We start from the raw sequence: 18738 nt of genomic DNA on the forward strand, positions 1-18738 counted from the left end.
ATGAGCGACATTGCAGGCCGCTCCGCCTCCCGCTACATCAATGGCATGTGGAGTCTCGCCAATCCTACGCGCTTCCTGGCGCTTTCGGGCCGCATCCTGCCGTGGCTCGCCGGAGCGAGCGCGCTCGTCATTCTCGCCGGGCTCTATCTGGCGCTGCTCGCCTCGCCCGCCGACTATCAGCAGGGCGAGACCGTCAGGATCATGTATATCCATGTGCCGTCGGCCTGGCTCGCGCTGGCGCTCTACACCATCATGACCGTCTCGGCGATCGGCACCCTCGTCTGGCGCCATCCGCTCGCCGATGTCTCGCAGAAGGCCGCCGCCCCCATCGGTGCAGCCTTCACGTTCCTGTGTCTCGTCACGGGCTCGCTGTGGGGCAAGCCGATGTGGGGCACCTGGTGGGTGTGGGATGCACGCCTCACCTCGGTGCTCGTCCTCTTCCTGATCTATCTCGGCATCATGGCCCTCTGGCGCGCCATCGAAGAGCCCAGCCAGGCGGCGCGTGCGGTTGCCGTTCTCACGCTCGTCGGCTTCGTCAATATCCCGATCGTCAAGTTTTCGGTCGACTGGTGGAACACCCTGCACCAGCCGGCCTCGGTGCTGCGCCTCGACGGGCCGGCCATCGACCCCTCCATGCTCTGGCCGCTGCTCGTCATGGCGGTCGGCTTCACGCTTTTCGCGCTCGCCCTCCACATGGCGGGGATGCGCACCGAGATTCTGCGCCGGCGGGTGCGCAGCCTGACCCTCAGGGCGGCGGACGTAGCGATTGAGCGGCCGCGGCCGGCGGCGGTCGACCGGCGCCCGGTCGAGCAGGCCTGATGCTCTGGTCGGTTCTCGATTATCCGCATGCGGGCTTCGTGCTGGCGGCCTATATTGCGGCTGCGATCGTCATCGGCGGCCTGATCGTTCGCGCCGTCGTCGACGACCGGCTGCAGCGCAGGGCGCTGGATGATCTCGCCGCACGCGGCCTCGATCGCCGGCCCGTGCCATCGTCCGGCCACTCTCGCCAGGCAGGTGCTGGGTCCGATAAGCTTGGCACAACAGACGAGGTCAGAAGCGGTGTCGTTGCAGGACCCACCCGTTCAAAGCCCGGCGACGGCCGCGGAGGCCGATAACCCGCCGGGCGCAGGCCGGCGTCGCCTTATTCTCCTGCTGCCGCTTGCTGTGTTCCTGGGGCTCGCCGCCCTGTTTCTGGTACGGCTTTTTTCAGGCGATCCCTCGCGTGTGCCCTCTGCGCTGATCAATCGCCCCGTTCCCACCTTCTCGCTGCCGCCGCTCGAAGGCCTCGTGAAGGACGGCGCACCCGTTCCCGGCCTGTCCAGCGCCGATCTCACGGGTCCCGCGGCGGACGGCCGTGTGACGGTCGTCAATGTCTTCGCGTCCTGGTGCGTGCCCTGCCGCCAGGAGCATCCGCTCTTGCTACAGCTGGCGCAGGACACCCGTGTCAGGCTCGTCGGCATCAATTACAAGGATGACCCGGACAACGCCCGCCGCTTTCTCGGCGAACTCGGCAATCCCTTCGCCGCCGTCGGCACGGACACGGCCGGACGCACGGCGATCGACTGGGGTGTCTATGGTGTGCCGGAGACCTTCATCGTCGGCCCGGACGGCATCATCCGCTACAAAAACATCGGACCATTGACGCCGCAGGCCTTGCAAGCCGACATTGAAGCCGCGATCAAGCGAGCTTCGGGGCAATGAGCGAAGCCACGGCCCGTCGGGCATCACGGCCATGGGGCGTACCGGTTCTGCCCCTCATGTCACGGCTTTCCATGCGCAGCAAACCGTCTAAAGAAAGCGATATTCTGCTGCTCAGCGCCGAGTTCGGCGCTGAGCGCACGGCGAGCATCGTGCGCATGGTCACCGGCATCGTGCTGCTCGCGATGATCGCTATCCTCAACCGCAAGAGCGATTTCTCGCCGATCGGCCAGCAGCAGATCTTCTATGCCGAGCTTACCGTCGTCACCCTGTTCCTGTCCGGCCTCGCCAGCTATGTCCTGGTCCGTCTCGGCTGGTGGCGCTGGTGGATGAGCTTCGCGACGGCATCGGTCGACGTTCTGATCGTTGCGGCAAATCTCTGGAACAACATGTGGGTCACCGGCCTTTCCGGCCAATATGTGCTCGCCTTTCCGGTAATCGCCGCCGTTCCGCTCGTCTTCGTGACCAATGTGCTGCGTCTGAGACCAAGCGTGCAGATCTACAGCACGGTCCTGATGTTCGTCGCGGTGGTCGTGGTCAGCTTGGTCGCGCATCCGGCGGAAGGGCTGGTCGACCGGCCGCTCCCGCTCCTGGTGCAGGACCAGTTCGGCTGGCAGCCAAATTTCGCCCGTGGCATCATCCTCGCGCTGACCGGCGGCATCCTCGTGCTCGCCAGCCTGCGCGGCCGCAGGCTCCTCGTCCGCGCGGTGGAGGAGACGACGCTCCGGCTCAATCTCGGACGCTATCTGCCGGCCGAGCTCGCGCCTGTGCTGGCGGAAGGCCGCATCGCCGAGCTGAAGGCCGGCCGGCGCGCTCACGTAACCCTCATGTTCGTGGATATTCGCGGTTCGACCGCCATGGAGGAGAGCCTGTCGCCCTCGGCCGTGGTCGATCTCATCGGCACCTTCCGCGAGCTCGTCATGGCGGCAGCCGCGGCCCATCGCGGCGTCATCGACAAGTTCATCGGTGACGGCGCGCTCCTCGTCTTCGGCGTGCCGGAGACGGCCGACGACGATGCGGCACGGGCGCTCGCCTGCGGCCAGGACATTCTCGCCCGCATCGACGGGTGGAATATCGAGCGCGCGCGACACGCCCTCGATCCGATCTATGTCGGCATCGGCATCCATAGCGGCGAGGCCTTCGTCGGCGCCATCGGCAACGACATGCGGCTCGACTTCACCGTGCTGGGCGACGCGGTCAATGTCGCCTGCCGGCTGGAACAGGCGACGAAGCTGCATCGCGTCGCCATGCTCGTCTCAGGGGATACGCTCGACGCCGCACAGGCCGATCGCGCGGCCTGGCGGGCTATCGGCGTGCAGGCGCTGCGTGGGCGCGCCGAACCCGTCGAGCTCTTCACACCCGCCGATGTCCGACGCTGGGACGACGTCGTCTTCGGGCCGGCTCAGTCCTTGGCGCCGGGAGAACCCTTGTCCGGCACCGAATAGCGCATGATCAGCGGCGTCTGCGCCAGCGCGAAGATGATAGTGATCGGCATGGTCGCGAAGACCTTGAAATTCACCCACACATCCGTGGACTGAGTCCGCCAGACCACCTCGTTCATGAGAGCGAGCACGAAGAAGAAGATGCCCCAGCGCAGGGTGAGCTTGCGCCATCCCTCGTCGGTCAGGTCGAAGACGCTCTCGAAGACGATGGGCAGGAAGGGCTTGTTGAAGGCAAGCCCGCCGAGCAGCACCGCGCCGAAGAGCGAATTGACGATGGTCGGCTTCAGTTTGATGAAGAGCTCGTCGTGCAGGAGAAGCGTGAGCCCTCCGAAGACGAGCACCACCACGCCGGTCACCAGCGGCATGATCGGCAGACGTCTCACGAGCAGATAGTGGACTGTGAGCGCCAGCGCGGTCGCGACCATGAAGGCGGCGGTCGCGGTGAAAAGCCCGGCCCGCTGATTGCCGAGAAAGAAGATAACGAGCGGCCCGAGCTCCAGCGCGAGCTTGAGCAGCGGATTGAGGGGCCGGTGTGATGGATCGGTCATGGCCGATCTCTGCCCCGTCGTCCAAACGACGTCAACTATGCCCCGGGCCGCTTCGCACTCCGCCGATGCCCCGCCTCCGCCTGCGGCAGGAAGGGCACTACTTGTGATGGCGTGGGCGCTGCGCTTTTTGCACGAGCGTTTCCCGTCGAGGCCCCCTGCTTCGCAGCTCCCGGTGCGGAGCCGCTTCGCGAGCGCCGCCTCCATACCCGACCAAAATCATCAGGATCAAAAACTTAACTTGAGACTCGCCCTCCAGACGATCATAGGTTTCTGATCGCTTCCGAGGTTGCTACGAGCTCTCCATGAACAAAGCTATTCTACTGAAATTGCACCGCTGGCTCGCACTCACCTTCGCGATACCGCTGCTCGTCATCATTGTAACTGGTCTAATTCTATCCTTTGAGCCGATCGTCAGCCAAAGCGCGATCGAACCGGGCTCCGTGACGGTTCAGGCGGTGGAAGGGCTTCTGCAACGCTACGACCCGGAAGGCACCGCTCGTGCCCTCTTTCACCGCCCGCGCGAGCACATCATCGCGATCAGCCGAGGCCGGCCCGGCGTCAGCACGGAAATCGACCTCGCCACGGGCGAATCGGCGGTTCATGACGCGACCACGCTGACGGATGTCTTCGGCATCGCACGCCGAACCCACGAGCATATGGTCTTCCGCGCCCGCTGGCTGGTGACCGCTTCGACCATCGCCATGCTGGCGCTCACCGGCCTCGGGGTCTTCATCGGCTGGCCGAAGCTGCGCAACACGCTGCAGGGGTGGCATAGAGGTCTCGGCTGGTTCCTCTTGCCGTTGGTGGTGCTCAGTCCTCTGACGGGCCTGCTAATCGCGCTCGGTGTGACCTTCACACCGGCCCCCAGCGCGGCGCGGTCGGCCAACCCTCCACTGCCGCTGATCGAGGCCGTGCGCATCCTCGGCGCCGAGCACGACCTGTCGTCGCTTGCCTGGATCCGCTCGCTGGGCAAAACCGTGATAGCGCGCGTCATGGAGGACGGCGAGATGAAGACCTATGCGCTCACCCGCGACGGCGCGGTGCCGACGGCGCGCAACTGGCCACGGCTCATTCATGAAGGCACCTGGGGCGGCGTCGCGCTCTCGATCTTGAACCTCGTGACTTCGGTCGCGCTGCTCGGCCTTCTCGTTACGGGCGCGTGGATCTGGGCTCGCCGCAAGCTCCGCCAGACGATCAAGAGGCGCCGGCTGCCGAGCCGGGCCGTGTGAGCATCGCGATCAGTTGGGAGCGGTAGAAACACCAGCGTCATCCCCGGGCTTGTGCCGGGAATCCCGATCCCATGGGCGCAGCGCCCTACCGACCGGGATGGCCGGGACGAGCCCGCCCATGACGAAAGAGGATTCGGCGAGTCACATTAATCCGTTTCTCCGGAGGGCGTTGCCGTCTGCACACTAACGAGCTCCGCGACATGGTCGGCGATGGCGAGCGAGGCGGTAAGCCCGGGCGATTCGATGCCGAAGAGATTAACGAGCCCGGCTATGCCGTGGTCGCCCGGCCCCTGGATGACAAAATCCTGCGTGCCGGCGCTCGGCGGTGTGATCTTCGGGCGGATGCCGGCATAGTCCGGCTGCAGGCTGCCCTCCGGCAGATCCGGCCAATAGCGGCGGATCGCCTCATAGAACCGCGTGGCGCGGGCGGGATCGACGTCATAATTGATGCCGTCGATCCATTCGACATCCGGCCCGAAGCGGGCGCGGCCGGAAAGATCGAGCGTCAGATGCGTGCCGAGCCCGCCGGGCACCGGCACCGGATAGATGAGATGCGTGAAGGGCGCGCGCGTCGACAGGCTGAAGTAGTTGCCCTTGGCGAAGAAGGCGGGCGGCACACGCTCTGCCGGCATGCCGGCGATGGCGCGGGCGAGCCTGGGCGCATGGAGGCCGGCGGAATTGACGATGAGGCGCGCCAGAAGCGTCGTGCCGCTGCCGTCGTCGATATCGAGCGCAATGCCCTCCGGCGTCACCCGTCCCGCGCGCACGGGGCAGTGGAAGGCGAAGACGGCCCCCGCATTTTCCGCATCGCCCTGCAGCGAGAGCATATAGGCGTGGCTGTCGATGATGCCGGTGACCGGCGACAGGATGGCGGCCGTGCAATGAAGCGCCGGCTCCATCGCCTCGGCCTCGCTCGCATCGAGGAAGCGCAGGCCCTCGACGCCGTTCGCCTCGGCATGGGATGCGATGGCCCCGAGCCGGTCGCGCTCCTCGTCGTTCGTCGCCACGATGAGCTTGCCGCAGGCACGGTGCGGAATGCCCCGCTCCTCACAGTGGCGATAGAGCGCTCGGCGGCCGACAACGCAGAGCCGCGCCATCAGGCTTTCGTGCGGATAGTAGATGCCGGCGTGGATCACCTCGCTGTTGCGCGCCGACGTTTCCGTGCCGATGCCGCCCGCGGCCTCCAGCACGAGCACCTCCCGCCCGGAGAGCGCCAGCCTGCGCGCGATGGCGAGCCCGACGACACCCGCGCCGATGACGACCGCATCAACCTGGTCCACGCTCACTCACCACGCGTGCTGTCAAGAATCACGGGCATTCAGGACGCAGTGGCCGGCTGGAAGGCATCCGCGAAGCGCTGCCGCAGGATGTTCTTCTGCACCTTGCCCATGGTGTTGCGCGGCAGCTCCTGGACGATATAGATCCGCTTCGGCTGCTTGAACTTGGCGAGCCGCTCGGACAGCGCCGCGGCGATCGTCGCGGGCTCGACGAGCCCGCCTGCCTTGCCGACGACGACCGCCACTACACCCTCGCCGAAATCTCGATGCGGCACGCCGATGACGGCGCTTTCGACCACACCCGGCAGGTCGTCGATCGCCTCCTCCACCTCCTTCGGATAGACATTGAAGCCGCCGGAGATGATGAGGTCCTTGCCGCGCCCGACAATATGCACATAGCCGCGCTCGTCGATCTTGCCGAGATCGCCGGTGATGAAGAAGCCGTCGGCGCGGAATTCCTCCATCGTCTTCTCCGGGTTGCGCCAGTACCCCTTGAAGACATTGGGGCCGCGCACCTCGATGATGCCGATCTCGCCTTGGCCGACGGGCGCCGCGGTTTGCTGGTCGGCGACACGCAGCTCGACGCCGGGCAGCGGAAAGCCGACCGTGCCCGCCACCCGGTCCCCGTCGTAGGGGTTCGAGGTGTTCATATTGGTTTCGGTCATGCCGTAGCGTTCGAGGATGGCGTGGCCCGTGCGTGCGTGCCATTCCCGGTGGGTCTCGGCGAGAAGCGGCGCCGAGCCCGAGACGAAGAGGCGCATATGGGCGGTCGCCTCGCGCGTCAGCCCTTCGTGCTGCAAGAGGCGCACATAGAAGGTCGGCACGCCCATCATGCTGGTGGCCCGCGGCAGGTGTCGCATGACCTGGTCGGCATCGAATTTCGGCAGGAAGATCATGGCGCCGCCGGCCGCGAGCAGCGTATTGGTGGCGACGAAAAGCCCATGCGTGTGGAAGATCGGCAGGGCGTGCAGCAGCACGTCCTTGTCGGTGAAGCGCCAATAATCGACCAGCGTCAGCGCATTCGACAGGAGATTGTCGTGGCTGAGCATGGCGCCCTTGGAGCGCCCGGTCGTGCCCGACGTGTAAAGGATGGCGCCGAGATCGTCGGGGCCGCGCGGCACGTCGGTGAAGCGCGCCGCCTCGTCGGAAACCGCCGCCGCCTTGTCCGTCAGGCTGCCGCGCCCATCGGCGCCGAGCGTCTCGACGACGCCGCCGTGCCGGGCCGCGAGTTCGGCGATGCCGTCGCGCTTGGCGGGGTCGCAGACAACGAGCGAAGGCTCGGCATCGCTGAGGAAATAATCGAGCTCGGCGAGCGTATAGGCCGTATTGAGCGGCAGGAAGATCGCCCCGGCACGGATCGTCGCGAGATAGAGGAGGATCGCCTCGGCGCTTTTCTCCACCTGCACGGCCACCCGGTCGCCCGGCTGCACGCCGAGCGCCACGAGCGCCACGGCAAGGCGTGCGGTCTCGCGGACGAGATCGCCGTAGCGGATGACCTCACCGTCCGCCGTCTCGATGAAGGTCCGGCCGGCATCGGGCATGCGCGCACGCAAGGCCGAGAACAGATGCGATGTCATGAGGGCACTCACTCCCGGAGGCTTGTTATTCTGGCAGCGCGGCGAGCACCCGCTGCGTCCGGTCGCCTCTGAGAGCTCGGCGAACAGAAGCCGCGGCGATGACTTCGCCAGCGCGTGCATAGGCTTCGTGGTTCGCCTCGATATCGTCAAGGGCATAGAGATAGTTGACCATCAGCCCATGCGCCTGGGCGAGGCCCTTGGGCGAGGGATCGCCGAGGAAATTGAGGCGCTCCAGCCGCGCGCCATTGCCGAGGTGGAAACGCGCCACCGGGTCGACCGGCGTGCCGCGCCGGGTTTTGGCCTTGACGAAGTAATAGGCCGCGGCGCCGAGCAGCGGCCGGCGGATGTGGGCCGTCTTCTCCGGATTGAGATGCCAATCGGGATCGTCCAGCAGCGTGAGCGCCGCCTTGTCCTCGTCGTCGAGGGCGTCCGACAACTCGACCTGGCGTTCGGCCGCGAGCCAGGCCGCAAAGCCCGGCACGGGCGAGAGCGTCACGAAGCTTCTCAGATTCGGCAGTTCGCGTTTCAGGTCCTGCGCCACCTGCTTGATGAGGAAATGGCCGAAAGAAACGGCCGTCAGCCCCTTCTGCGTGTTGGAGATGGAATAGAACACCGCCGTCGTCGCTTCTTGCGCGCGGATGGGCTGGCGCTTGGAGGCGAGGAGCGGCGCCACCGCGCCCGGGATCTCGCGGGTCAGCGCCACTTCGACGAAGATGAGCGGCTCGTCGCCGAGCTGCGGGTGGAAGAAGGCGAAGCAGCGGCGATCCTCCGGCTCCAGCCGTCCGCGCAGCTCCTCCCAGTCGCTGATCGCATGCACCGCCTCGTAGCGGATGATCTTCTCCAGGATATGGGCGGGCGTATTCCAGTCGATCGAGCGCAACACGAGAAAGCCCCGGTTGAACCAGGACGAGAAGAGGTGGCGGAAATCGGCATCGACCGATTTCAGCGCAGACTCCTCACGGAGATGGGCGAGGAGGTCTTCCCGCATCTTGACGAGCGATGCCGTCCCGCCCGGCGCGAGATTGAGCCGGCGGATGAGTTCTTGCCGGCGCGCCTCGGCCGCGTCGTGCAGGGCGCGGATGGCGTCCTCGTCGTCGGGATCGGCACGGTAAGCCTCCAACGCCCTGTCGAGCTTCGCGCGGTCGGCGCCGAAGCGGTCGGCGAGCAGCTTGAGGAAGGCGAGCCGTTTTGTCTCGGTCGCCGCCGCATAGCTCGCGAGCAATGTCTCGGCCAAGGCGACCCCGGACGCCTCGCCCTTTTCCGAGAGCAGCTGTTCGGCGAGAAGGGTGAGATCGCCGTTTGCAGGCTCGCGCGGCAGGCGGAGCAGCGAGCGCCCCCTTTCGGTCAGCGTCTGCAGGAGGTCGTTGAAGAACGATGTCGCCATGACTGTCCTCGCAGGTGGTCGTGATCCGGCAGCGCTATCCCGAACGCTGATCTTGGCGGAAGGATGGGCTGATGTCAGCGAAAACTGGATGACCGGTGCCGGCGGCGCTGGTTGCGTGCCCGCTCCCCGTCTGCACTATGGTCCACCTCGCACCGCGGGATGCGTCGGGGGAGCCGCCCATGGACATGCTGAACAAGCTCGAATTCCTGCTGGCGCTCGCGCGTGAGCGGCATTTCGGGCATGCAGCCGATTCCTGCGGCGTGACGCAGCCGACCCTCTCCGCGGGCTTGAAGCAGCTGGAGGACGACCTCGGCGTGCTGCTCGTGCATCGCGGCTCGCGCTTCCAGGGCTTCACGCCGGAGGGCGAGCGCGTGCTGGAATGGGCGCGCCGGCTCGTCGCCGATTCACGCGCCATGCGCCAGGAGATCGAGACGCTCAAGCAGGGCCTGGTCGGCCATCTCAGGCTCGCCGCCATTCCCACCGCGCTCGCGATGGTGTCCATGCTGACGACGCCCTACCGGGCGCTGCACCCGCGGGTGAATTTCACAGTCCTGTCGCGCACCTCCACCGGCATCCTGGGGCTTCTCGAAAATCTCGAGATCGACGCCGGCCTCACCTATCTCGACAACGAGCCGCTCGGGAAGGTGACGAGCGTGCCGCTCTATCGCGAGCGCTACCGGCTCTTGACCGCGCCCGACGCGCCGCTGGGCGATCGCGACAAGGTGACCTGGGCCGAGGTCGGCGAATTGCCGCTTTGCCTGCTGACGCCCGACATGCAGAACCGGCGCATCCTCGACCGGCTTTTGCAGGCGGCCGGGACCATGCCCTCGCCCACGCTCGAATCCGATTCGATCATCGTGCTCTTCGCCCATGTACGTACCGGCAAATGGGCGAGCATCATGCCGGCGAGACTCGCTGCGACGCTCGGATTGCCGGAGACGATCCGCTCCATTCCCATTACCGGGCCGGCCTTGGCGCATACCGTCGGCCTCGTCGTTCCCCATCGCGAGCCGATGACGCCCCTGACCGCCGCCCTTGTCCGGCAGGCTGAAATCATGGCCCGCAACCTCGACGACGAGCCCGACGAAGCCATGGCGTGATGGCGCGGGGCCGCCCCGCTGCCTCAGAAATGCGTTGCATTCATTGCCGATCGCGTTGCATTGGCTGCCGTATAATAGAATTGTTCTATTGCAGCATAGGTTACACCCGCTTGATCACCCCTTGGCTGTGCCGCAGGGTCGAACCATAATAAATCGCATGAGGATTGCGGATGCCGGAGGCAAGCGCTCCATACGGCGCTGACAATGCCGAGGTACTCGGCCGGGATGTGGACCGCGAGGTTCGTACCATTGCCGAGCGCTTCAAGGATTTGGACGGCGCGACGCTGCCCCTTCTGCACGCGGTGCAGGAGGCGTTCGGCCATGTGCCGCGTGGGGCCGTGCCGATCATCGCCGAGGTGCTCAACCGCTCGCGCGCCGAGATCCACGGGGTGGTGACCTTCTATCACGACTTCCGCGCCGAGCCGGCCGGCCGCCATGTCGTCAAGGTCTGCCAGGCGGAGGCATGCCAGTCCATGGGGTCCGACCGGGTGGCCCGCGCCTTCGAGGAGGCTTGCGGCACCCTGATCGGCGAGACCGCGGCCGACGGCTCGGTGACGCTCGAACCGGTTTATTGCCTCGGGCTTTGCGCCTGCGCACCTTCGGCCATGGTCGATGGCCGGGTGGTCGGCCGCCTCGACGAGGACGGCGTCCGCGCCATCGTCCGGGAGTTGGCGTGATGGTACGGATTTTCGTTCCCGGTGATTCCGGCGCGCTCGCCGTCGGCGCGGATGAAGTCGCTCGCGCGCTCGCCCAGCAAGCCGCGACCCACGGCCTGGACGTCACGATCATCCGCAACGGCTCGCGCGGGCTCTATTGGCTGGAGCCGCTGGTCGAGGTGGAGATGCCGGAAGGGCGCATCGCCTTCGGCCCGTTGACGCCGGGCGATGTGCCGGGCTTGCTTGAGGCGCTAGCCGAGTCTGGGCTTGGCGAGGAAGCGCTCGCATCGAAGACTTTCGTTCCCTCTCCCCGGCGGGGAGAGGGACAGGGTGAGGGGGCTCATTCCGTTCAGCGAGTCCAGTCCCCCTCACCCGGTCGCTTCGCGACCGACCTCTCCCCGACGGGGAGAGGTGAGAAGCGGCCACCGCTGGATATAACCTCGATCCCTCTCTATCTCGGCCCGACCGAGGAGATCCCCTTCCTCAAGCGCCAGACGCGGTTTGCCTTTGCCCGCTGCGGCATCACCGATCCGCTCTCCTTAGACGATTACCGCGCCAATGGCGGCTTAGAGGGGCTCCAGGCGGCAATCGCGCTGACCCCGGCAGAGGTCGTCGACCGGGTGACGCAATCGGGCCTGCGCGGCCGCGGCGGCGCGGGCTTTCCCACCGGCATCAAATGGAAGACGGTGCTCGGCGCGCCCGGTGAACGCAAATTCATCGTCGCCAATGCGGATGAGGGCGACAGCGGCACCTTCGCCGACCGCATGCTGATGGAAGGTGACCCCTTCGCCATCATCGAGGGCATGGCGATCGCCGGCGTGGCCGTGGGCGCCACCAAAGGCTACATCTATTCGCGCTCGGAATATCCGCATGCCAATGCGGTGATGGCGAAGGCGATCGCGAACGCCCGCCGGGCAGGGCTCCTCGGGCCGGACGTCCTGGGTTCCGGCCGCGCCTTCGAGCTCGAGCTCAGGGTCGGCGCCGGCTCCTATGTCTGCGGCGAGGAGACGGCGCTCCTCGAGTCGCTGGAGGGCAAGCGCGGCCAAGTCAGGGCGAAGCCACCGGTACCGGCGCTCAAGGGCCTCTTCGGCGCCCCCACGGTCGTCAACAACATCCTCACACTCGCCTCCCTTCCCTTCATCCTGGCGAAGGGTGCGGAAGCCTATGCGGCCATCGGCTTCGGCCGCTCGCGCGGCACCATGGCGGTCCAGCTCGCCGGCAATATCAAGCATGCCGGGCTGTTCGAGGCGGGCTTCGGCTTGACCTTGGGCGAACTCGTCGAGGACATCGGCGGCGGCACCTTCACCGGCCGGCCGGTGAAGGCCGTGCAGGTCGGCGGGCCGCTCGGCGCCTATTTCCCGCCGGCGCTCTTCGACACGCCCTTCGACTATGAGGCCTTCGCCGCTCGCGACGGCCTCATCGGCCACGGCGGCATCGTCGTCTTCGACGACAGCGTGCAGATGGCGCGGCAGGCACGTTTCGCCATGGAGTTCTGCGCCATCGAGAGCTGCGGGAAATGCACGCCCTGCCGCATCGGCTCGACCCGCGGCGTCGAGGTGGTCGACAAGATCATCGCCGGTGTGGAGCGTGAGGCCAATGCGGCGCTGCTCACCGACCTCTGCCAGACCCTGAAGTTCGGCTCGCTCTGCGCCCTAGGCGGCTTCACGCCCTATCCCGTGATGAGCGCGCTCACCCATTTCCCGGAAGACTTCGGCCTTGCGCGTCCGCACGCCGAAGCCGCCGAATGAGGAGACCCACGATGTCTCTCGTCCATGAAATCGACTACGGCACGCCCGCCTCGAAAGCCGAGACGACCGTGCGCCTCACCATCGACGGCCAGACCGTCGACGTTCCGGCCGGCACCTCCATCATGCGCGCCGCCATGGAAGGGGGCACGCAGATCCCGAAGCTCTGCGCGACCGACATGGTGGATGCCTTCGGCTCCTGCCGCATGTGTCTCGTCGAGATCGACGGCGTGCGCGGCACACCCGCCTCCTGCACCACCCCGGTGACGGAGGGCATGGTGGTGCGCACCCAGACCGAGCGGCTGAAGCAGATCCGCAAGGGGGTAATGGAGCTCTATATCTCCGACCACCCGCTCGACTGTCTGACCTGCGCCGCCAACGGCGACTGCGAATTGCAGGACGTCGCCGGCGCTGTCGGCCTGCGCGAGGTGCGCTACGGCTACGAGGGCGAGAACCACGTCTTCCAGAGCCGGGCGGGCGAGGCGAACGACCGCTTCCTGCCGAAGGACGAGTCGAACCCCTATTTCACCTATGATCCCGCCAAATGCATCGTCTGCTCGCGTTGCGTGCGCGCTTGCGAGGAGGTGCAGGGCACCTTCGCCCTGACGATCGAGGGCCGCGGTTTCGACAGCCGCGTCTCGCCCGGCATGCACGAGAGCTTCCTCGGCTCGGAATGCGTGTCCTGCGGCGCCTGCGTGCAGGCCTGCCCGACGGCGACTCTCACCGAGAAATCGGTGATCGAGATCGGCCAGCCCGAGCATTCGGTGGTCACCACCTGCGCCTATTGCGGCGTCGGCTGCACCTTCAAGGCCGAGATGCGCGGCGAGGAAGTCGTGCGCATGGTGCCCTACAAGGATGGCAAGGCCAACCGCGGCCATTCCTGCGTCAAGGGCCGCTTCGCCTGGGGCTATGCGACCCACAAGGACCGCATCCTCAACCCGATGATCCGCGAGAAGATCACCGATCCCTGGCGGGAGGTGACCTGGGATGAGGCGCTCGGCCATGTGGCGCGCGAATTCGCGCGCATCCAGTCGACCTATGGCAAAGGCGCCGTCGGCGGTATTACTTCCTCGCGCTGCACGAACGAGGAGACCTATCTCGTGCAGAAGCTGGTGCGGCAGGGCTTCGGCAACAACAATGTCGATACCTGCGCCCGCGTCTGCCATTCACCGACCGGCTACGGCCTGAAGACCACCTTCGGTACCTCGGCCGGCACGCAGGATTTCGATTCGGTCGAGCATAGCGACGTGGTGATGGTCATCGGCGCCAACCCGACCGATGGCCACCCCGTCTTTGCCTCGCGCCTCAAGAAGCGCCTGCGCGAGGGCGCCGAGCTCATCGTCGTCGACCCGCGCCGCATCGACCTCGTGCGCACGCCGCATGTGGAGGCGGCCCATCATCTGGCGCTGAAGCCCGGCACCAATGTTGCCGTGCTGACGGCGCTCGCCCACGTCGTCGTGACGGAAGGGCTCGTGAACGAGGCCTTCGTGCGCGAGCGCTGCGACTGGAGCGCCTTCGAGCACTGGGCGGCTTTCGTCGCCGAGGAGCGCAACAGCCCGGAGGAGGTCGAGAAGGTCTCCGGCGTCCCGGCGGACACGATCCGGCAGGCGGCGCGGCTTTATGCGACCGGCGGCAATGCGGCGATCTATTACGGCCTCGGCGTGACCGAGCACAGCCAGGGCACGACCACCGTGATGGCGATTGCCAATCTCGCCATGGCGACCGGCAACCTCGGCCGGGAAGGTGTCGGCGTCAATCCGCTCCGCGGGCAGAACAATGTCCAGGGCTCCTGCGACATGGGCTCCTTCCCGCATGAGCTGCCGGGCTACCGCCACATCTCCGAGGACGCGACCCGCGACATCTTCGAGAAGCTCTGGGGCGTCACGCTCGACAAGGAGCCGGGGCTGCGCATCCCCAATATGTTCGACGCGGCGGTCGACGGCTCCTTCAAGGGCCTCTACGTCCAGGGCGAGGACATCCTGCAGTCGGATCCCAACACGGCCCATGTGGCAGCCGGCCTCTCGGCCATGGAATGCCTCGTCGTTCACGACCTCTTCCTGAACGAGACGGCCAATTACGCCCATGTCTTCCTGCCGGGCTCGACCTTCCTCGAGAAGGACGGCACCTTCACCAATGCCGAGCGGCGCATCCAGCGCGTCCGCAAGGTGATGACGCCGAAGAACGGCTATGCCGACTGGGAGGTGACCCAGCGTCTCGCCCAGGCGATGGGGCTCAGCTGGAGCTACACCCACCCGAGCGAGATCATGGACGAGATCGCGGCGACGACGCCGAGCTTCGCCGGGGTAAACTATGAAAAGCTCGATGCGCTCGGCTCTGTGCAGTGGCCCTGCAACGAGAAGGCGCCGGAAGGCACGCCCGTGATGCATTCCGCGGGCTTCGTGCGCGGCCAGGGCCTCTTCATGGTCACCGAATATGTGCCGACCGACGAGAAGACCGGCCCGCGCTTCCCGCTGCTGCTCACCACCGGTCGCATCCTCAGCCAGTATAATGTCGGCGCGCAGACGCGGCGCACCGCCAATGTGGTCTGGCATGACGAGGACGTGCTCGAAATCCATCCGCATGACGCGGAGAACCGCGGCCTGCGGGATGGTGATTGGGTGCGGCTCGCAAGCCGCGCCGGCGAGACGACCTTGAGGGCCCGCATCACAGATCGGGTGGCGCCCGGCGTTGTCTACACCACCTTCCATCACCCGATGACCCAGGCGAATGTGGTGACCAGCGAGTATTCCGACTGGGCCACCAACTGCCCGGAATACAAGGTGACCGCCGTGCAGGTCGCGCCCTCGAACGGTCCGAGCGAGTGGCAGGAACGCTATCGCGAACAGGCGGCCCAGAGCCGGCGCATCGCCGCCCATCTCGACGCCGCGGAGTGAGCGATGGCGGCTCGTCCCACTGAGGATCTGCCGGTCACCATCTGGCGCGACGGTGTGGTCACGGCCGGGCGGCGGGCGCTCGCCGAGGAAACCGCCGTCGCCCTCACCTATGACGGCACGACCCAGGCCGTCATGATGGCGACGCCGCAGGACCTCGAAGACTTCGCCATCGGCTTCAGCTTGACAGAGGGCATCGTTGCGGCAGCCTCCGACATCGAGACGATCGAGGTAATCACCACCGATCTCGGCACGGACGTGCAGATGCGGCTCGCGGGCCAACGCGGCGAGGCGCTCAAGGCGCGCCGCCGCGCCATGGCCGGGCCCGTCGGCTGCGGTCTTTGCGGCATCGAAAGCCTCGCCGAGGCGATGCGCGATCTGCCGAAGGTTCCGGCGGGCCGCCCCATCCCGGCCGCCGAGATCGCGGCCGCCCTGCGCCGCCTGCCGCCCTTACAGGTGCTGAACCGCGAGACGCGCGCGGTGCATGCGGCCGCCTTCGTCGGACCGGACGGCCCGGAGCCGTTGGTGCGCGAAGACGTTGGGCGGCACAACGCCCTCGACAAGCTCGTCGGCGCCGTGGCCCGCGCACGGATGGATGCCGCGGCCGGCTTCATCATCGTCACAAGTCGACTCTCGATCGAAATGGTCCAGAAAACAGCGATCATGGGCGTACCCGTGCTCGTTGCGGTCTCCGCGCCGACGGCGCTCGCCGTGCGCACGGCCGAGGCCTGCGGGCTGACGCTCGCCGTCGTCGCCCGCGATGACGGCTTCGAGGTCGCAACCCGCCCCGAGCGCATCGCCTTTCCCCATGCCGACCGGAGAGCAAGTGCATGACGCGCGCGTCTGCCGGTCTGGTCGTGATCCTTCCCGCGACCCTCCCCTCGAGGGGGAGGGTCGTCGGGCCACAGGCCCGGCGGGGCGGGGTGACCGTAGCGCAGCCCGATAAGGGGCAATCACCCCCTCCCGACACGGCTAGCGCCATGTCGACCTCCCCCCTCAAGGGGGAGGTAAAAACCCGACGGCCCACTGCCCATTGCCGACTGCGTTCTTTTCAAGCGAGGAATCGCCATGTCGCCTGAAACCCTCGTGCGCATGGCGAACCAGATCGCCATCTTCTTCAAGACCCAGGACGTCGGGCACGCCCCTGCGGCGACGGCCGACCATCTGGTCAAGTTTTGGGAACCGCGCATGCGGGCGGAGATCATCGCCCTGCGTGCGGCAGGTGTTACGGGGCTCGATCCGGTCGCCGCTGAAGCCGTCGATCTCCTGCCCCGTCCAGTCGAGAAGAGCGTGGCCAGCACGCCCCAGTCTTGAGCGCCGAGTAGTCCGCGTATCTCACGTAAGTCTCAGTATCTGAAGCGGCCTGGCCGCTGCGTTCACGCGACCTGTTGAACACGCGCGCCGAAGAGCACGCGTAGGGGGAGATTGTCTATGGCATCCATGGATCAGACTGCTGGGGAAGCCCAATTCGGCGGCGGCCTTCTGGACAGGGAACGCATCGTCGCGAAGCCCGGCTTCAACCGCTGGCTCGCACCACCCGCCGCGCTTGCCATTCACCTGTGCATCGGCATGGCCTATGGCTTCAGCGTCTTCTGGCTGCCGCTGACGCGCGCCGTCGGCATCACGCAATCCGCGACCTGTGCCGACCTCAACCTGTTGACGGCGCTCTTCACGACCTCCTGCGATTGGCGGGTCGCCGATCTCGGCTGGATCTACACGCTGTTCTTCGTGCTGCTCGGCTGTTCGGCGGCAATCTGGGGCGGCTGGCTCGAGCGGGTCGGCCCGCGCAAGGCCGGCGTTGTCGCGGCCCTCTGCTGGTGCGGCGGCATCGCGGTCGCCGCCGTCGGCGTCATGATCCATCAGCTCTGGCTGATGTGGCTGGGGGCCGGCGTCATCGGCGGCATCGGGCTCGGCCTGGGCTATATCTCGCCAGTCTCGACCCTCATCAAATGGTTTCCGGATAGGCGCGGCATGGCGACCGGCATGGCCATCATGGGCTTCGGCGGCGGCGCGATGATCGGCGCGCCGCTCGCCAACATGCTCATGAACGCCTATCGCACGCCGACCTCGATCGGCGTTTGGGAGACCTTCCTCACCATGGCGGCGATCTATTTCGTCTTCATGATGGGCGGCGCCTTCGGCTATCGCATTCCGCCGGCCGGCTGGCGGCCCGAGGGCTGGACGCAGCCGACCGCCGCCAAGGCGATGATCACCACGCGCCACGTGCATCTGCGCGATGCGCATAAGACGAAACAGTTCTGGCTCATCTGGGCGGTGCTCTGCCTCAATGTCTCCGCCGGCATCGGCGTCATCGGCATGGCCTCTCCCATGCTTCAGGAGATCTTCGGCGGCTCGCTCATCGGCCAGCCGGGCGTCTCCTTCACATCCCTGACGCCCGAACAGCGCACGATGATCGCGGCGATCGCCGCGGGCTTCACCGGACTTCTGTCGCTCTTCAACATCGGCGGCCGGTTCTTCTGGGCGTCGCTGTCGGACCGCATCGGCCGCAAGACGACCTACTACACCTTCTTCCTGCTCGGCATCGTGCTCTATGCGCTCGTGCCCACGGCAGCCCATCTCGGCAGCCAGGCGCTCTTCGTCCTTATGGTCGGCATCATCGTATCGATGTACGGCGGCGGCTTCGCGACGGTGCCGGCCTATCTCGCCGATATCTTCGGCACGCAGTTCGTGGGTGCCATTCACGGCCGGCTGCTCACCGCCTGGGGGACGGCGGGCATCATCGGCCCCGTGGTGGTCAACTATATCCGCGAGGCCCAGATCGCCGCCGGCGTGCCGCGCGATCTGGTCTATGACTTCACCATGTATATCCTCGCCGGAATGCTGGCCCTGGGCTTCATCGCAAACCTGCTCGTCAAGCCGCTGGCGGACAAATGGTACATGTCCGAGGAGGAGGTTGCGGCGCTTCAGGCCAAGACGGCGGCCGCGGCGGGGGGGCCGAGCGGCTCCTTCGGCATCGGGCGGGGCGGTCTCGACGCGCCGGCGGTGCTCGCCTGGCTCGTGGTGGGCCTGCCGATCCTCTGGGGCGTATGGATCACGCTGCGCAGCGCGATCGTGCTGTTCCAGTAAGGGGACCGCGGCAAGCCATCGGTTGCGCACAGGCCGGGCGCTGGCGCAGAATTGCAGAGGGGCGGCGAGACCGCCCCTCTCATTTCATGCGAGAGCGTAGCGAC

The 18738-nt window shown here is 66.7% G+C and carries 16 protein-coding genes; 12 read left to right on the forward strand and 4 right to left on the reverse strand.

Annotated features, from left to right (window positions below; genetic code table 11):
- The 4 genes from ACFQU1_RS01345 to ACFQU1_RS01360 all read left to right on the forward strand — a co-directional run bounded on the left by ACFQU1_RS01345 (window position 1) and on the right by ACFQU1_RS01360 (window position 3143).
- On the forward strand, window positions 1–819 hold the full coding sequence (locus ACFQU1_RS01345) for a heme ABC transporter permease (RefSeq protein WP_378128450.1): 819 nt from the start codon (window positions 1–3) through the stop codon (window positions 817–819).
- Window positions 819–1115 carry a heme exporter protein CcmD gene (ccmD, locus tag ACFQU1_RS01350; protein ID WP_378128452.1) on the forward strand — a complete coding sequence of 99 codons (297 nt, stop codon included), beginning with the start codon at window positions 819–821 and terminating at the stop codon, window positions 1113–1115. Before ACFQU1_RS01345 ends, ccmD begins: the two co-directional genes overlap by 1 nt.
- The gene (locus ACFQU1_RS01355) at window positions 1066–1701 is read left to right on the forward strand and encodes a DsbE family thiol:disulfide interchange protein (RefSeq protein ID WP_378129709.1); all 636 of its coding nucleotides are present in this window, start codon (window positions 1066–1068) and stop codon (window positions 1699–1701) included. The genes ccmD and ACFQU1_RS01355 overlap by 50 nt, the downstream gene beginning before the upstream one ends.
- Window positions 1702–1772: 71 nt before the next feature.
- Window positions 1773–3143 carry an adenylate/guanylate cyclase domain-containing protein gene (locus ACFQU1_RS01360; protein ID WP_378128454.1) on the forward strand — a complete coding sequence of 457 codons (1371 nt, stop codon included), beginning with the start codon at window positions 1773–1775 and terminating at the stop codon, window positions 3141–3143.
- On the opposite strand, the gene ACFQU1_RS01365 is transcribed toward ACFQU1_RS01360, so the two are convergent.
- Window positions 3101–3688, reverse strand: coding sequence for a septation protein A (locus tag ACFQU1_RS01365; protein ID WP_378128456.1), 588 nt, complete (start codon window positions 3686–3688; stop codon window positions 3101–3103). The genes ACFQU1_RS01360 and ACFQU1_RS01365 overlap by 43 nt on opposite strands.
- Window positions 3689–3990: 302 nt before the next feature.
- Here ACFQU1_RS01365 and ACFQU1_RS01370 point away from each other — a divergent pair, with 302 nt between their 5' ends.
- Complete coding sequence (locus tag ACFQU1_RS01370; protein ID WP_378128458.1) at window positions 3991–4917, forward strand: PepSY domain-containing protein; 927 nt, start codon at window positions 3991–3993, stop codon at window positions 4915–4917.
- 146 nt (window positions 4918–5063) lie between these two features.
- Here the strand turns inward: ACFQU1_RS01370 and ACFQU1_RS01375 are convergent, their stop codons facing one another.
- From ACFQU1_RS01375 to ACFQU1_RS01385, 3 genes are read right to left on the reverse strand one after another with little or no spacing between them, the layout of a single operon-like run.
- Window positions 5064–6197 carry an NAD(P)/FAD-dependent oxidoreductase gene (locus ACFQU1_RS01375; RefSeq protein ID WP_378128460.1) on the reverse strand — a complete coding sequence of 378 codons (1134 nt, stop codon included), beginning with the start codon at window positions 6195–6197 and terminating at the stop codon, window positions 5064–5066.
- Between the two features lie 38 nt (window positions 6198–6235).
- Entirely contained in the window at window positions 6236–7771 is a 1536-nt protein-coding gene (locus tag ACFQU1_RS01380; RefSeq protein ID WP_378128462.1) for a malonyl-CoA synthase, read from the reverse strand.
- Between the two features lie 25 nt (window positions 7772–7796).
- A complete protein-coding gene (locus ACFQU1_RS01385) occupies window positions 7797–9155 on the reverse strand; it encodes a malonyl-CoA decarboxylase (protein ID WP_378128464.1) in 1359 nt (452 codons plus the stop codon).
- A gap of 185 nt (window positions 9156–9340) precedes the next feature.
- Between ACFQU1_RS01385 and ACFQU1_RS01390 the strand changes: the two genes are divergently transcribed.
- From ACFQU1_RS01390 to ACFQU1_RS01420, 7 genes are all read left to right on the forward strand, one after another.
- Window positions 9341–10255 carry a LysR family transcriptional regulator gene (locus ACFQU1_RS01390; RefSeq protein ID WP_378129711.1) on the forward strand — a complete coding sequence of 305 codons (915 nt, stop codon included), beginning with the start codon at window positions 9341–9343 and terminating at the stop codon, window positions 10253–10255.
- Window positions 10256–10425: 170 nt separating this feature from the next.
- Complete coding sequence (locus tag ACFQU1_RS01395) at window positions 10426–10932, forward strand: formate dehydrogenase subunit gamma (protein WP_378128466.1); 507 nt, start codon at window positions 10426–10428, stop codon at window positions 10930–10932.
- Window positions 10929–12659, forward strand: coding sequence for a formate dehydrogenase beta subunit (locus ACFQU1_RS01400; protein ID WP_378128468.1), 1731 nt, complete (start codon window positions 10929–10931; stop codon window positions 12657–12659). The genes ACFQU1_RS01395 and ACFQU1_RS01400 overlap by 4 nt, the downstream gene beginning before the upstream one ends.
- A gap of 11 nt (window positions 12660–12670) precedes the next feature.
- Entirely contained in the window at window positions 12671–15550 is a 2880-nt protein-coding gene (gene fdhF / locus ACFQU1_RS01405) for a formate dehydrogenase subunit alpha (protein WP_378128470.1), read from the forward strand.
- Window positions 15551–15553: 3 nt separating this feature from the next.
- The gene (gene fdhD, locus ACFQU1_RS01410; RefSeq protein ID WP_378128472.1) at window positions 15554–16381 is read left to right on the forward strand and encodes a formate dehydrogenase accessory sulfurtransferase FdhD; all 828 of its coding nucleotides are present in this window, start codon (window positions 15554–15556) and stop codon (window positions 16379–16381) included.
- Window positions 16382–16615: 234 nt separating this feature from the next.
- Window positions 16616–16861 (forward strand): formate dehydrogenase subunit delta, encoded by a 246-nt coding sequence (locus tag ACFQU1_RS01415; protein WP_378128474.1) that lies wholly within the window; start codon window positions 16616–16618, stop codon window positions 16859–16861.
- A gap of 117 nt (window positions 16862–16978) precedes the next feature.
- On the forward strand, window positions 16979–18634 hold the full coding sequence (locus tag ACFQU1_RS01420) for an OFA family MFS transporter (RefSeq protein WP_378128476.1): 1656 nt from the start codon (window positions 16979–16981) through the stop codon (window positions 18632–18634).
- Window positions 18635–18738: the final 104 nt, after the last annotated feature.

Origin of the sequence: Chelatococcus sp. GCM10030263, from assembly GCF_042666455.1 — a bacterium.
Classification (GTDB): Bacteria; Pseudomonadota; Alphaproteobacteria; order Rhizobiales; family Beijerinckiaceae; genus Chelatococcus.